Annotated in this window: 13 protein-coding genes; 2 read left to right on the top strand and 11 right to left on the bottom strand. The window is 72.5% G+C overall.

All coding sequences use genetic code 11. The features are described 5' to 3' along the window. From ACFVHK_RS05180 to ACFVHK_RS05170, 3 genes are all read right to left on the bottom strand, one after another. Positions 1–394: outer membrane protein assembly factor BamB family protein (locus ACFVHK_RS05180; RefSeq protein WP_376927903.1), on the bottom strand; the 394-nt coding region annotated here is incomplete at its 3' end. A gap of 33 nt (positions 395–427) precedes the next feature. Next, the gene (locus ACFVHK_RS05175) at positions 428–1621 is read right to left on the bottom strand and encodes a PrsW family intramembrane metalloprotease (RefSeq protein WP_376927902.1); all 1194 of its coding nucleotides are present in this window, start codon (positions 1619–1621) and stop codon (positions 428–430) included. 9 nt (positions 1622–1630) lie between these two features. Next, positions 1631–3082 (bottom strand): FAD-binding oxidoreductase, encoded by a 1452-nt coding sequence (locus tag ACFVHK_RS05170; RefSeq protein ID WP_376927901.1) that lies wholly within the window; start codon positions 3080–3082, stop codon positions 1631–1633. A 71-nt stretch (positions 3083–3153) separates the two neighbouring features. On the opposite strand from ACFVHK_RS05170, the gene ACFVHK_RS05165 reads away from it, so the two are divergent. Together ACFVHK_RS05165 and ACFVHK_RS05160 are read left to right on the top strand one after the other, a co-directional pair. Next, complete coding sequence (locus ACFVHK_RS05165; protein WP_376927900.1) at positions 3154–4734, top strand: AlkA N-terminal domain-containing protein; 1581 nt, start codon at positions 3154–3156, stop codon at positions 4732–4734. Positions 4735–4805: 71 nt separating this feature from the next. Beyond that, positions 4806–5681 carry a fumarylacetoacetate hydrolase family protein gene (locus ACFVHK_RS05160; protein ID WP_376927899.1) on the top strand — a complete coding sequence of 292 codons (876 nt, stop codon included), beginning with the start codon at positions 4806–4808 and terminating at the stop codon, positions 5679–5681. 111 nt (positions 5682–5792) lie between these two features. Here ACFVHK_RS05160 and ACFVHK_RS05155 read toward each other — a convergent pair whose 3' ends face one another. The 8 genes from ACFVHK_RS05155 to ACFVHK_RS05120 all read right to left on the bottom strand — a co-directional run. After that, positions 5793–7304, bottom strand: coding sequence for an aspartate ammonia-lyase (locus tag ACFVHK_RS05155; RefSeq protein ID WP_129233623.1), 1512 nt, complete (start codon positions 7302–7304; stop codon positions 5793–5795). Positions 7305–7463: 159 nt separating this feature from the next. Further along, positions 7464–8837: an adenylate/guanylate cyclase domain-containing protein gene (locus ACFVHK_RS05150; RefSeq protein WP_376927898.1), complete on the bottom strand. Its 1374-nt coding sequence runs from the start codon at positions 8835–8837 to the stop codon at positions 7464–7466. Positions 8838–8962: 125 nt separating this feature from the next. Further along, entirely contained in the window at positions 8963–9256 is a 294-nt protein-coding gene (locus ACFVHK_RS05145) for a hypothetical protein (RefSeq protein ID WP_376927897.1), read from the bottom strand. A gap of 136 nt (positions 9257–9392) precedes the next feature. Continuing rightward, complete coding sequence (locus tag ACFVHK_RS05140; protein WP_376927896.1) at positions 9393–10871, bottom strand: NCS2 family permease; 1479 nt, start codon at positions 10869–10871, stop codon at positions 9393–9395. 104 nt (positions 10872–10975) lie between these two features. Continuing rightward, on the bottom strand, positions 10976–11311 hold the full coding sequence (locus ACFVHK_RS05135) for a peptidase (protein ID WP_376927895.1): 336 nt from the start codon (positions 11309–11311) through the stop codon (positions 10976–10978). Continuing rightward, positions 11308–12486, bottom strand: a complete 1179-nt coding sequence (locus ACFVHK_RS05130) for an inorganic phosphate transporter (RefSeq protein ID WP_129233628.1) — start codon at positions 12484–12486, stop codon at positions 11308–11310. The genes ACFVHK_RS05135 and ACFVHK_RS05130 overlap by 4 nt, the downstream gene beginning before the upstream one ends. A 91-nt stretch (positions 12487–12577) precedes the next feature. Then, positions 12578–13060 (bottom strand): 8-oxo-dGTP diphosphatase, encoded by a 483-nt coding sequence (locus tag ACFVHK_RS05125; protein WP_129233629.1) that lies wholly within the window; start codon positions 13058–13060, stop codon positions 12578–12580. Between the two features lie 3 nt (positions 13061–13063). Further along, the coding region (locus ACFVHK_RS05120) for a 6-phosphofructokinase (RefSeq protein WP_376927894.1) at positions 13064–13565 on the bottom strand (502 nt) is incomplete at its 5' end.

Below are 13565 nucleotides of genomic sequence, written 5' to 3'. Positions count from 1 at the left end.
CCCCACCCGTCGAGGTGCCCGCGACGACGACGTCCTTGCCGAACGCCACGCCCGAGACCTCCACCGGCGAGCCCGCTCCCCCCGTGAGATCGGTCATCCACCGGGGCAGGCCCGTGGCGGCATCGGCCGCCACGACGACCCCGGTGCTCGTTCCGGCGAACGCCACACCCTTGCCCGCGGCGACGGAGGTCGCATCCAGGCCGGTCCCGACAACCGGCGCCAGGTCGGTGGCCCAGGTGACCGCGCCGGTCGACGACGGCGCCGCGAGGGCGGGGCCGACGCCCAGGCCCGCGACGAGGATCATCGATGCACCGGCCGTTGTCGCGAGCGCGCGTGTGAGCAGCATGGGCGAGACCTCCAGGTCGAAGGACACGGCGCCCCAGACGCGTCGCACGCTACACCCGGACGTGGGGCGCGGCAACGGCGATCAGCCGGAGATCGCCCGCCGGTCGCGGGCGACGGCCTCGAGCAGCGCGCGCTCGTCGGCGTGCCGGCGCACGTCGGCCCGGCCGGTCGCGATGACGTTGCGGGTGAAGGCCAGGCGCGTGGCGTCCGCGATGAACCGCTGGACCTGGTCGGTGCGCGGGGGCTGCTGCGCCCGCCCCCAGGCGAGCGCGGCCCGCCTGCCGGGCCAGGTCGAGAGCCCGTCGACCTCGTCCTGGCTGAACCACCCCGCGGCCGCGTACTCGGACAGCCGGGCGCGGGTCACGCGCTGCTCCTCGCGTCGGAGCAGCACGGTCACGACGATCGCGGCGATGAAGATCGGCACCTGGACGGTGAAGTAGAGCGCGAATGCGTCGGCGAAGGCGAGCGAGCCGTTCCAGAAGGCGTGCAGCAGGATGGCGCCGAGGAGCCCGATCACGAACCAGGCGATGACGCCGGCCCCGCGACCGCGTCTCGCGGCGAAGCCGATCGCGACGCCCGTGCACGCCGTGAACAGCACGTGTGCGAACGGCGAGAACAGCCCGCGGATGATGAACGTGGTGCCGAGCTCTCCGGCACCGCCCTCGATGAGCGCGACGCCGAAGTAGAGGATGTTCTCGGTGAAGGCGAAGCCCGCCGCCACGGTCGCGCCGTACACGAGGCCGTCGACCGGGCCGTCGAAGTGCGACCGGGCGAGCAGGAAGATGAGGAGCACGCCCGCACCCTTGGCCAGCTCCTCGACGATGGGCGCCTGCACGACGGCCTGCAGCGCCTCGTCGGTCGTCGCGCCGTCGGGCGAGGCGAAGGCGGCGAAGAGCTGCACGCCGAGGTCGACGACCAGCGCGATCGCGACCGACACGGCGGCGCCCCAGAGGAACGCGAGCCAGAGCGCCCAGCGCGGCTCGGGTTCCCAGCGGTCGACCCAGCGGACCGCGAGGAGCACGATCACCAGCGGCACGAGGGCGACGAGCGTGCCGACCGCGAGCACCGACGCGCCGAGGGCGACCGCGAGGTAGCCCGCCACGAGCAGGGCGACGAGGCCCGCGACGGCGATGAGGAGGATGATCGCGGCGCCGGCACCGAGGCCGGAGCGCGCGCGCCCGGTCGCGCGCTGCGCGAAGGCGGGGTCGTCGGAGGGCGGACCGGCCGGGTTCGGGTGCCCGTGCGGATCGGCGGGCGGCGGGGGCGTCAGGCTCACGGCGGAAGCCTAGCGATCACCGCCGTCCTCGAGCGGGAACATCACGCCCGGATTCAGGATGCCGGCCGGGTCGAAGACGGCCTTGATCCGCCGCTGCAGGTCGACCGATGCGTCGCCCAGCTCCTCGGCGAGCCACCGGCGCTTCAGGACGCCGACGCCGTGCTCCCCGGTCAGCGTGCCGCCGAGCCGCACCGCGGCGCGGAACAGTTCATCGGCCGCGGTCCAGACGTGCTCGGGCACCCGGTCGCCCTCGAACACGAAGTTCGGGTGGAGGTTGCCGTCGCCCGCGTGCGCCAGCGTCGGGATCTCGACCCCGTAGTGCGCCCCGATCCGGGCGATCTCGCGGAACATCTCCGGCAGCCGCGACCGCGGGACGGCGACGTCCTCGATGAGCACGTTCCCGCGTGAGGCGAGCGCGGGGTGCATCGCGCGGCGGATGTCGAGCAGGCGCTCGCCCGTCGCGGCATCCGTCGACCGCTCGACCCTCCCGCCCGCCTCGGCCAACACGCGCGCGATCGTGTCGGCCTCGGCGGCGGCGTCGCCGGCGTCGCACTGCGCGAGCAGGAACGTCTCGCCGGGGGCGAAGTCGGCGAGCGGCGTGCCCGCGAGCGCGTCGGCGCCGAGGTACTCGGCGACGCGCGCGAGCCCGACGGGGTCGATGAGTTCGAGGATCGCCGGACGCACGCGCGCCGCGGCGACGCCGCCGACCGCGACGCCCGCCGACTCGACGTCGGGGAAGGCCGCGGCGACGGTTTCGATCGGGCCGTGCACCACGGGACGGAGGCGGAGCGTGGCCTCGACGATCACGCCGAGGGTGCCCTCGGAGCCCGTCATGAGCGCCGTGAGGTCGTAGCCGGTCACGCCCTTGACGGTGCGGTGGCCGGTCCGCAGGAGCGAGCCGTCGGCGAGGACCACGGCGAGGCCGAGCACGCTCTCGCGCGTGACGCCGTACTTCGCACAGAGCAGTCCGCCGGCGTTCGTGGCGATGTTGCCGCCGATCGACGAGATGGCGCGGCTCGCGGGGTCGGGCGCGTACCAGAGCCCGCGCTCGCGGGCGGCGCGGTCGAGGTCGCCGTTCAGCACGCCCGGCTCGACGACCGCGAGCTCGTCGACGTCGTCGATCTCGAGGATGCGGTCCATGCGCGAGAGGTCGAGCACGACGGATCCGCGGCTGGAGATGCCGCCGCCGGCGAGGCCGGTCCCGGCGCCGCGCGGAACGACCGGCGTGCCGGTGGCGCTCGCGATCCTCATGAGCTCCTGCACGTCGTCGACGGATGCCGCGTGGACGAGGGCCGTCGGCGGCGCGTCGCTGCGCCATCCGCTGCGGTCCTCGCGCACCGCGTCGAGGTCGGGTCCGTCGAAGGCGACCCGCTCGCCGAAGGCGTCGGCGAGGCGCGAGCGCACGTCCGCGTCCGACGGGTCGGCGGCGTCCGCGGTGGACGGCGGTGCATCGGTGGGCATGGACTCCAGCGTATCGACCCAGCCATGTCCGATTTCCGCTATGCAGCGACGCGGGCGGATGGGACGCTGGAGTGGTGACCACGACCGCCACCGCCGATCCCCTCGCCGACCCGGCGTTCGCCGAGCGCTACCGCGCGATGCTGGCGCGCGACGCCCGCTTCGACGGCCAGTTCATCACGGGCGTGCACTCGACGGGCATCTACTGCCGACCGAGCTGTCCGGCGGCACCGCCGAAGCCGCGGAACGTGACGTTCTACCGGACCGCCGCCGCCGCGCACGAGGCCGGACTGCGAGCCTGTAAGCGGTGCCTGCCCGACGCCGTCCCCGGTTCGCCCGAATGGGACCTCGACGACGACCTCGCGGCCAGGGCGATGCGGCTCATCGCCGACGGCGTCGTCGAGCGCGAGGGCGTACCGGGCCTCGCACGCCGGCTGGGCTACACGCCCCGCCACCTCACGCGGGTGCTCACCGCCGAGCTCGGCGCCGGGCCGCTCGCGCTGGCGAGGGCCCATCGCGCGCAGACCGCCCGCGCCCTGCTCACGTCGACCTCGATGCGGGTCTCCGACGTCGCGTTCGCCTCCGGCTTCGGCAGCATCCGCCAGTTCAACGACACCGTGCGCGCGGTCTACGAGCGCAGCCCGCTCGAGCTGCGCGCGTCGGCGCGCGCGCGACGCGGGAGCCGCGCGTCCGCCACGGCGACGTCGGCGCCCACGGCGAACACGGCCGGCACCGAGGCGGACGGCGCAACGAGCACGCCCGGCCCGGGCGATGCCGGCGTCATCCGGCTGCGACTCCCCGCCCGCGCGCCGTTCGACTCGGCCGGCGTGTTCGCCTGGCTCGCGACCCGTGCGCTCGCGGGCGTCGAGGTCGCCGCGGGCGACCGCTACGAGCGCACCCTCGCCCTGCCGACCGGCCCCGCCCTCGTTCGGGTCGCCGCCGTCGACGACGCGCCCGCGCTCGACGTCGAGGCGCACCTGGCCGGCCTCGCCGACCTCGCACCGCTCGTCGCCCGGGTCCGTCGCCTCTTCGACCTCGACGCCGACGCGGAGGCGATCGACGCCGTGCTCGCCGCCGACCCGGTGCTGGCGCCGGCGATCGCCGCGTGCCCCGGCATCCGCATGCCCGGCTGCCTCGATCCGCACGAGCTCGTGGTGCGCGCGCTCGTCGGCCAGCAGGTCTCCGTTCCCGCGGCGCGCACGGCGCTGACCCGGCTCGCCGCCGACCTCGGCGAGACCGTCGAGCTCGCGGGCCGCCGCCGCACGCTCTTCCCGACGGCGGCGGTGATCGCCGAGCACGGAGCCGGCGTGCTGCGGGGACCGGCCGCCCGGATCCGCACGATCATCGACGTGTGCGGCCGGCTCGCCTCCGGCGACCTCGTCGTCGCACCCGAGCGGGAGCGCGGCGAGCTGCGCTCCGAGCTGCTTGCGGTACCGGGAATCGGCCCGTGGACGGCCGGATACCTCGCCATGCGCGTCACGCGGGAGCCCGACGAACTGCTGGTCTCCGACCTCGCGCTCCGGAACGGGGCGGCACGGCTCGGACTGCCCTCCGACGCGAAGGCGCTCGCCGCGCGCGGCACCGCCTGGGCGCCCTGGCGGAGCTACGCGTCGATGCACCTCTGGCGCACCGCGGCATCCGCATTGTCGACGTGACGGAGCATCCCGCCCACTTCGTTGTACGTTCTGCACAGCGGGCTGGAGGGGGCGGCCGATAGCCTAGGTGAGTGAAGTTCGCGCACCTCCGAGTCGAAGGCCAGACGACCCCCCGACTCGCGGTGGTCCACGACGAGCGGGCGATGTTCCTCGACGAGGTGATGGCGGCGGCGCCGCGCGACCTTCAGGAGCTCATCGAGCGGGGCCCCGAGGCCCTCGCCGACGTGCGCGCGGTGGTCGACGCGGCCCTCGCGTCGGGGGCGCCGACCGTCCCGCTCTCCGACCTCCGCCACGAGTCGGCCGTGCTCCGGCCGTCGCAGGTGCTGGCGATCGGCGCGAACTACGCCGCACACGCCTCCGAACTCAAGCTCCGGTCCGAATCGGCCATGACGATCTTCTCGCTGTGGCCGAACTCGCTGGCCGCGCACGGCGCGACGACCACGTGGGCGGGCGACGTCGCCACCCAGGTCGACTACGAGGCCGAGCTCGGCGTCATCATCGGCACGCCCGCGCGCGACGTCTCCCCGCAGGACGCGCTCGACCACGTGTGGGGCTACACGGTCGTGAACGACATCACGGCGCGCGACATCCAGTTCAGTGAGGCCCAGTGGTCGCGGTGCAAGTCCTTCGACGGCTTCACGCCGACCGGGCCGGTCGTCGTCACCGCCGACGAGATCCCCGACCCGCAGGACCTCTGGCTCACCACCAACCTCGACGGCCACATCCTGCAGGACGCCTCGACGAACGAGATGGTCCGAAGCGTGGCGGAGATCATCTCCTACCTCTCGAAGACGGCGACCATCCCCGCCGGCACGCTCATCTCGACCGGGAGCCCCGGCGGCGCCGGGTACTCGCGCAACCCGCAGGTCTTCCTCCACGACGGTTCGACCGTGACCGTGAGCATCGAGGGCATCGGCTCGCTCACCACGCACTGCCGCGTCATCTGACGCGAGGCGCATCGACTCGCGCCTCCCGGGCAGGCATGGCGTCGACGATGACGGATGCCTCGTGGCATCCGTCACCGCCGGAGCCGGCCGGGGCCGGCCCGGCCGCTGCGCTCAGTCGCTCGGCTCGCCCTTCAGCTCGACGACGTTGATCGCCTGCGTGATCGGGTGCACGCCCGACAGGCGCGACGGCATCAGCTGCCGGGTCACGTCCTCGCGGGTCATGAGCCCCGACTCGACGACGAGGTCGGCGACCGGCCGCCCGGTCGCGAGCGCGGACTTGGCGAGCTTGGCCGCCTCGGCGTAGCCGATGAACGGGATGAGCGCCGTGATCACGCCGACGCTCGAGGCGACCTGCGCCTCGAGGTGCTCGGTGTTCGGGGTGATCCCGTCGACGCAGTTCACGCGGAGGGTCCAGCACGCCTGGCGCATCCAGGTGATCGACTGCAGGAGCGAGTGCGCGATGACCGGCTCGAAGGCGTTGAGCTGGAGCTGGCCGTTCTCGGCGGCCATGGTGACCGTGACATCCGCCCCCGCGACCGCGTAGGCGACCTGGCTGACCGCCTCGGGGATCACGGGGTTCACCTTGCCCGGCATGATGCTCGAGCCCGCCTGCTTCGGCGGGAGGTGGATCTCGCCGAGGCCCGCCTGCGGGCCCGACGAGAGCAGCCGGAGGTCGTTGCAGATCTTCGAGAGCTTGATCGCGCTGCGCTTCAGCGCGCTCGAGAAGGTCATGAAGACGCCGGTGTCGCTCGTCGCCTCGACGAGGTCGGGAGCCGTCTCGAGCCGCTGGCCCGTGATCTCGCTGAGGTGGCGCACGACCGCCGCGGCGTAGCCCGGATCGGCCGTGATGCCCGTGCCGACGGCGGTGCCGCCGAGGTTCACCTCGGAGAGCAGCTTGATCGTCTCGCGGAGGCGGGCGATGTCCTCGCCGAGCGTGGTGGCGAAGCCGTGGAACTCCTGGCCGAGGGTCATCGGCACCGCGTCCTGGAGCTGCGTGCGGCCGACCTTCAGCACCTCGTGGAACTCGCGGCCCTTGCGGCCGAACGAGATGCGGAGCAGGTCGAGCTCGGTGAGCATCGTCGTCAGCGACGCGGTCATCGCGAGCTTCAGCGCGGTCGGGTAGGTATCGTTCGTCGACTGGCTGCGGTTGACGTCGTCGATCGGGTGGATGAGGTCGTAGCGGGCCCGCGGGTAGCCCGCGATCTCCAGCGCGACGTTCGCGATGACCTCGTTCGCGTTCATGTTCGTCGAGGTGCCCGCACCGCCCTGGATGACGCCGACCACGAACTGGTCGTGGAACTCGCCGTCGATGATGCGCTGGCAGGCCTCGTCGATCCACGCCTGCTTGCGCGGCTCGAGGGCGCCGAGCTCCTTGTTCGCCCGGCATGCCGCCTGCTTCACCTGCGCGAGCGCGACGACGAGCTCGGGGTAGACGGAGATCGGGCGCTTGGAGATCGGGAAGTTCTGGAGCGCACGCATCGTGTGCACGCCCCAGTAGGCGTCTGCGGGGACCTCGACCGAACCGAGCGAGTCGGTCTCGGTCCGCGTCTCTGTCGTGTTCGTGGGGATCACCTCGTCGTTCGATCGGACGCTCTCGACGGTGTTGGGATGCGGTCGGGTCATCGACACTTCGGCTCCATCGCCTCGGGGACGCGCGGGATCGCCGCGCTCGGTACGTTCCCGAGCCTACTCGCGGGCTCGCAGCGATACGTGCTGCAGCGTGTACGTTCCGTGCGCGTCGGCTGTACACGGCGTCCGATTCCTGCGTCCGGCGCGTCCGCCTCAGACGCCCGTGACCTCGAACAGGCGCCACTCCCCCGGGACGCCCTTCAGGACGTGCGCGCCGCGATCCTCGAACCCGATGCCCGACCCGACGACGAGATCCTTGACCGTGCCCGACGCGAGGACCGTCCCGTCGCCCGCGAGGGACATGACGCGCGAGGCCAGGTGGACCGCGATGCCCGCGACGTCCTCGCCCTGGAACTCGACCTCGCCGCTGTGCACCCCCGCACGGATCTCGATGCCCAGCGAGCGCACCGCGGCGGCGATCTCCCACGCGCACCGGACCGCACGGGCCGGACCGTCGAACAGGGCGAGGAACCCGTCGCCGGTCGACGAGACGTCGGTTCCCCGGTAGCGCTCGATCCGCGACCGCACGAGGTCGTCGTGCGCGAGCTTGAGGTCGAGCCAGCGCTGGTCGCCGAGCCGCGCGGCGAGGTCGGTCGACCCCACGATGTCGGTGAACAGGACCGTCGCGAGCACGCGATCGTCGACGGGCGCCGGTCGATCACCCGTGACGAACTCCTCGACCTCGTCGAGGAGCTGCTCCGCCTCCACGAACGGCGGGTACCAGGCCGCGCCCGGCAGTTCGACCAGGCGCGCAGCGGGGATGTGCTCGGCGAGGTAGCGCCCCATCGGGATCCGGTAGTGCCGGTTCTGCGCCTTGTGCAGCACGAGCGTCGGCACCTGGATGCTCGGCAGCACCGACCGCACGTCGAGCTGGAGCACCCACTCGTACATGCGGGTGGCCGCGGCCGGCGAAGCGGAGAGGCGCATGTACCGCCCGACCCAGCGCTGCAGCTGGGCGTCGTCGGCGACGTCGGGTGCGGTGAGCTGCAGCACGGCTCCCGTGCCCCAGTTGCGACGCCATTCGCCGAGCAGCAGTTCCGCCGTCGGCTCCGGGATGCCGATCGGGTAGTCCGGCGCACGCAGCAGTCGCGCGAACGTGTTCACGAGGACGAGCGAGTCGGTGCGCTGCGGGTGGCTGGCCGCGAGCATCATCGCCATCGGCCCGCCCTCGGCATCGCCGAGGAGGGTCGCGGAGCTCGAGCCGACGGCGTCGAGGACGACGCTCGCGTCGTCCATCCAGTGCTCCAGCGTGGGCAGCGCGCCCATCGCGACCGGGTCGGACAGGCCCGCTCCGCGCTTGTCGAAGCAGATGACCCGGGAGAACCGCGCGAGGCGCTCGAGGTACCGGGCCATCGACGGGTGCTCCCACATCACCTCGATGTTGCTCGCCCAGTTGCCGATGAACAGCAGGTCGCGGGGTCCGCGTCCGAACGCCTGGTAGGCGATCGAGCCGTCCTCGCCTTCGGCGTAGCGGGGCTCCGGTGCCGACCCCCACGTCGAGATGCGCGCTGCGTGCTCCGAGCCCATGGTCCCCCCACGCGTCAGGGTAGTCCCGACGGCGGGACCGGCACAGGCCCGATCGCGCCGGAGGCCCCCGACCGTCGGGTCGGGGGCCTCGATGCCGCCGCCCGCCTGGGCGGCGACCGATGCGATCAGACGAACGCGAGCGGCGCGAACGGCAGCAGCAGCAGGCCGAAGGCGAGGAACGCGAGCGTGGCGATGACGACGCCGGCGAGCATGACGGCGTTCAGCACGATGCCCCAGATCGCCATGGTGCGCGCCGACGGCTCGCGTCGCAGCGCGAGGATGCCGAGCACGAGGCCGCCGACGGGCACCACGAACGTGAAGCCGGCGACGAACGAGACGAGGCCGAGCACGAGGCTCGACACCGCGAACCCGCGCGTCTCGACGTCGGTCGTCGACGGTGCGGGGGTGATGGTGGTCATGGGTGGGTTCTCCTTGTTCATCGGGATGATCCGAGGCTACGGATGCCGCGAGCGCCGCGACATGGGGCCAACCCCCCGATCGGCAGGGGCGATCGCCACCCCCGACCGGGACGGCGGGAGCCCGGCCGACGCGCACTCAGCCGGCGAGGAGCGCCTCCACCGGACCGCGCGCGAAGTAGACCACGAACCCGGCCGCGACGATCCAGAGCAACGGGCTGATCTCCTTCGCCCTGCCCGAGAGCGAGCGCACGACCACCCAGCTGATGAAGCCCGCGCCGATGCCGTTCGCGATCGAGTACGTGAGCGGCATGACGGTGACCGTCAGGAACACCGGCAGCAGCACGCTGAAGTCGCTGAAGTCGACCTCGCGGATCTGCGACATCATCAGGGCACCGACGATGACGAGCGCGGCCGCGGCGACCTCGGAGGGCACGACGGAGGTCAACGGCGTGAGGAACATCGCGAGCAGGAACAGCGTGCCGGTCACGAGGTTCGCGAGGCCCGTTCGCGCGCCCTCGCCGATCCCCGAGCCGGACTCGATGAACACCGTGTTGGACGAGCTCGACGTGAAGCCGCCCGCGACGGCGCCGACGCCCTCGACGACGAGCGCCGATCGCAGGCGCGGGAACTCGCCCTTGGCGTCGGCCACACCGGCCTCCTTCGACAGGCCCGTCATGGTGCCGAGCGCGTCGAAGAAGTTCGTGAACACGAGCGTGAACACGAGCATGAGCGCGGCGAGCACGCCGATGCGCTCGAAGCTGCCGAAGCTCACCTGGCCGACGAGCGAGAGGTCGGGCAGGCTCACCCACTGCGCGGGCAGCTCGGGCACCGACAGTCCCCAGCCCTGCGGGTTCACCGACCCGTCGGCGCCGAACTTCGGGCCGAGGTCGAGGATCGCCTCGAGCACGATCGCGAGCACCGTGCCCGAGAGCAGGCCGATGAGGATGCCGCCCTTGACCTTGCGCGCGACGAGCACGCCGGTCAGGAGCAGCGTGACCACGAACACGACGGTCGGGAGCGTGCCCACCGACCCGTCGGCTCCGAGGCCGACCGGCGGCGAGGCCGCACCGGTCGCTGTGACGAACCCGGCGTCCACGAAACCGATGAAGGCGATGAAGAGGCCGATGCCGACGGTGATCGCGAGCTTCAGCGGCATCGGGACGGCCTCGAAGATGAGGCGGCGGAGGCCCGTCGCGGCGAGCAGCACGATGATGAGGCCGTTGATGAGCACGAGCCCCATGGCCTCGGCCCAGGTGACCTGGCCGACGACCGAGACGGCGAGGAACGAGTTGATGCCGAGGCCCGCGGCGAACGCGAACGGCAGGCGCGCCACGACGCCGAACAGGATCGTCATGACGCCGGCCGTGAGCGCGGTCACGGCCGCGACCTGCGCGAAGCCGAGGTTCTCGCCAGCGACATCCGTGCCGCTGGAGAGGATGATCGGGTTCAGGATGACGATGTACGCCATCGTGACGAACGTCACGATGCCGCCGCGGATCTCGGCGGGGATCGTCGAGCCCCGCCTGGTGATCTCGAAGTAGCGGTCGAGCGCGCCGACCGTGCGGGGCTCCGCCTCGTCCGGGCGATGGTCGATGTCGGTTCGGGAGGTGGTCATGTCGTCCTGGGTGTCTCGTCGGGTGCGCGTCCGCGCACGATCGGTGGAGCTCCGCCCGATCGAGCGGAGGCCGGGACGACGATGGCCCGAGGTTCTGGGGCGGCTCAGCCGCCGTGGAATGCGGGCACGATGAGGTAGATGCCGTAGAGCACGGCGATGCCGCTCAGGGCGAAGCACGCCCACGCGCCGACGACGGCCGCGCGCTTCCGGCCCTCCGTCAGCGGGCTCTTGCGTGCCGCCTTCGCGGCCCGCTTGGCGGCCCTGGCCGCCTCGTCGGGCGAGATCACCGTGATGGCGTCGGTGAACTCCGCGGGTGCGACGACCGGCGTGCGTCCGCCGATCGTGAGCAGGCGGATGCCGAGCGCGTAGGCGCTCACGACGACGGTCGCGCCGACCAGCGAGGCCACGAGCACGATCACGAACGAGATCCAGTCGATCACGGGGCCACCTTCCGCTTCGGCTCGGGGCTTCGCTTGATCTTCACGGCGCGGCCCGAGTCCGCCACCTCGCTGAGGACGTTCCGGTGCGACACCTCGTCCCGGCGCGACCAGAGGAAGATCCCGCCGATGACCACCGCCGCCGCCACGGCGTCGATGAGGACCCCGACCACGCCCATCGTCGCGACGACCGCGGCGAGTGCGCCGACGCCGCCCGCGGCGGGGAGGGTGAGGATCCAGCCGATGCCGATGCGGCCGGCGGTGCGCCAGCGGACCTTCGACCCCCGGCGTCCGAGTCCGGAGCCGATGACCGACCCGGAGGCGACCTGCGTGGTGGAGAGCGCGAACCCGAGGTGGCTCGAGGCGAGGATGGTCGCCGCCGTCGCGGTCTCGGACGCGAAGCCCTGCGCGGGCTTGACGTCGGTGAGGCCCGTGCCGAGGGTCTTGATGATGCGCCATCCGCCCATGTACGTGCCGAGCGCGATCGCCACCGCGCACGTGACCACGACCCAGAACTCCGGACCGGATCCGACGGGCTGCGCGCCGACCGAGATGAGCGTGAGGGTGATGACGCCCATGGTCTTCTGCGCGTCGTTGGTGCCGTGGGCGAGGGCGACGAGCGAGCTGGAGAAGATCTGCGCGTGGCGGAACCCGTCGCGGCCGTCGGGTCGGCCGTCGTAGCGCCTCGTGATCGCGTACGCGAGCTTGGTGGCCGCGAAGGCGACCAGTCCGGCCGTGAGCGGCGCGAGGAGCGCGGGGAGGATGATCTTCGACATCACGACGCCGCCGTCGATGGCCTGGATGCCGAAGCCGACGAGCGCGGCGCCGATCAGGCCGCCGAAGAGCGCGTGGCTCGACGACGAGGGCAGGCCGAGCAGCCACGTCACCATGTTCCAGGTGATGGCGCCGATGAGGCCGGCGAAGATGAGCTCCGGGGTGATGAAGACCCCGCCCTCGCCCTCGCGGATGAGACCGCCCGAGATGGTCTTGGCGACCTCGGTCGAGAGGAACGCGCCGATCAGGTTGAGGACCGCGGCGAGCGCCACGGCGATCTTCGGCCGGAGGGCGCCGGTCGCGATCGGGGTCGCCATGGCGTTCGCGGTGTCGTGGAAGCCGTTCGTGAAGTCGAAGAAGAGCGCCAGTGCGATGACCAGCACGACGATGAGGGTGAGATCCACCGGCGTCTTTCTGTCGTCGGCGGACCGTGGTTCGCCGGATGTTCACGGAAGGAGGGTTGCGGAATCCGGCGAGCGCCGAGACCCGACGATCCTACGCGACGTGGTCCGGCTCATCCACCACGGTCGCGAGGTCCTCGCCGAACACGTAGGTGCGACGCACCGTCGCACCCGCGAGCACGCCGGGGAGCCACCTGCGCGCGTCGTCCCACATCTCGGCGAGCGGCACCTCGTCGAGCGCGAACCACTCCGGGTCGAGTTCGTCGGACGGCATCGGATCGCCGGCGAAGGTGCGGACGACGAACACGTTCGAGACCTGGCTCCACTCCTCGCGGTGCGGGAAGAGGTAGGTCAGGCGGCCTCGCGACTCGAGGTCGACGGCCGCGACCACGAGGCCCGACTCCTCCGCGACCTCCCGGACGGCGGCATCGGCGGCCGACTCCCCCGGCTCCAGCTTGCCGCCGAGGCCGACGTAGTTGCCGGCTCCGAGCCCGTGCTTCTTCCGGCCCAGGAGCACCTCCGTGCGCCCGCCCGCTTCGCGGAGCACGTAGCAGACGCAGACCTCCGGCAACGGCATGGTTCAGCCGAAGAGGATCCGCGCCTCGTCGTAGCGCGACTGGGGCACGACGTTCAGCCCGCCCGTCGCGTCGGCGATCGACACCCGTTCGATGTCGGTGCCGCGGAGCGTGACCATGCTGCCCCACGCCCGATCGAGCGCGGCGTCGGCGGCCGCCATGCCGAGCCGGGTCGCGAGCACCCGGTCGTACGCGGACGGCGCACCGCCGCGCTGGATGTGGCCGAGCACGGTGTGCCGCGACTCGATGCCGGTGCGCTCCTCGATCATCGGCGACAGCTTCTCGGCGATGCCGCCGAGACGCGGCCGGTTGAACGCGTCGAGGCCGAGGTGCGAGTGCGCCTCCTCCATGGTGTCGAGCTTGAAGCCCTCGGCGACCACGATGAGCGGTGCGCGGCCGCGGGCGCGCACCCACACCACGTACCCCCAGATCACCACGATGCCCAACGGCTGCGCGGGGGTGAGGATCGCGGGGGGGCCGCCCCCCCAGCCCCAGAGCAGCGCGAAC

The organism is Agromyces binzhouensis (genome assembly GCF_042672355.1).
GTDB classification, from domain to species: domain Bacteria; phylum Actinomycetota; class Actinomycetes; order Actinomycetales; family Microbacteriaceae; genus Agromyces; species Agromyces binzhouensis.
Note: the sequence above shows the minus strand (reverse complement) of the source record. Positions and strands in the feature narration are given on the sequence as shown.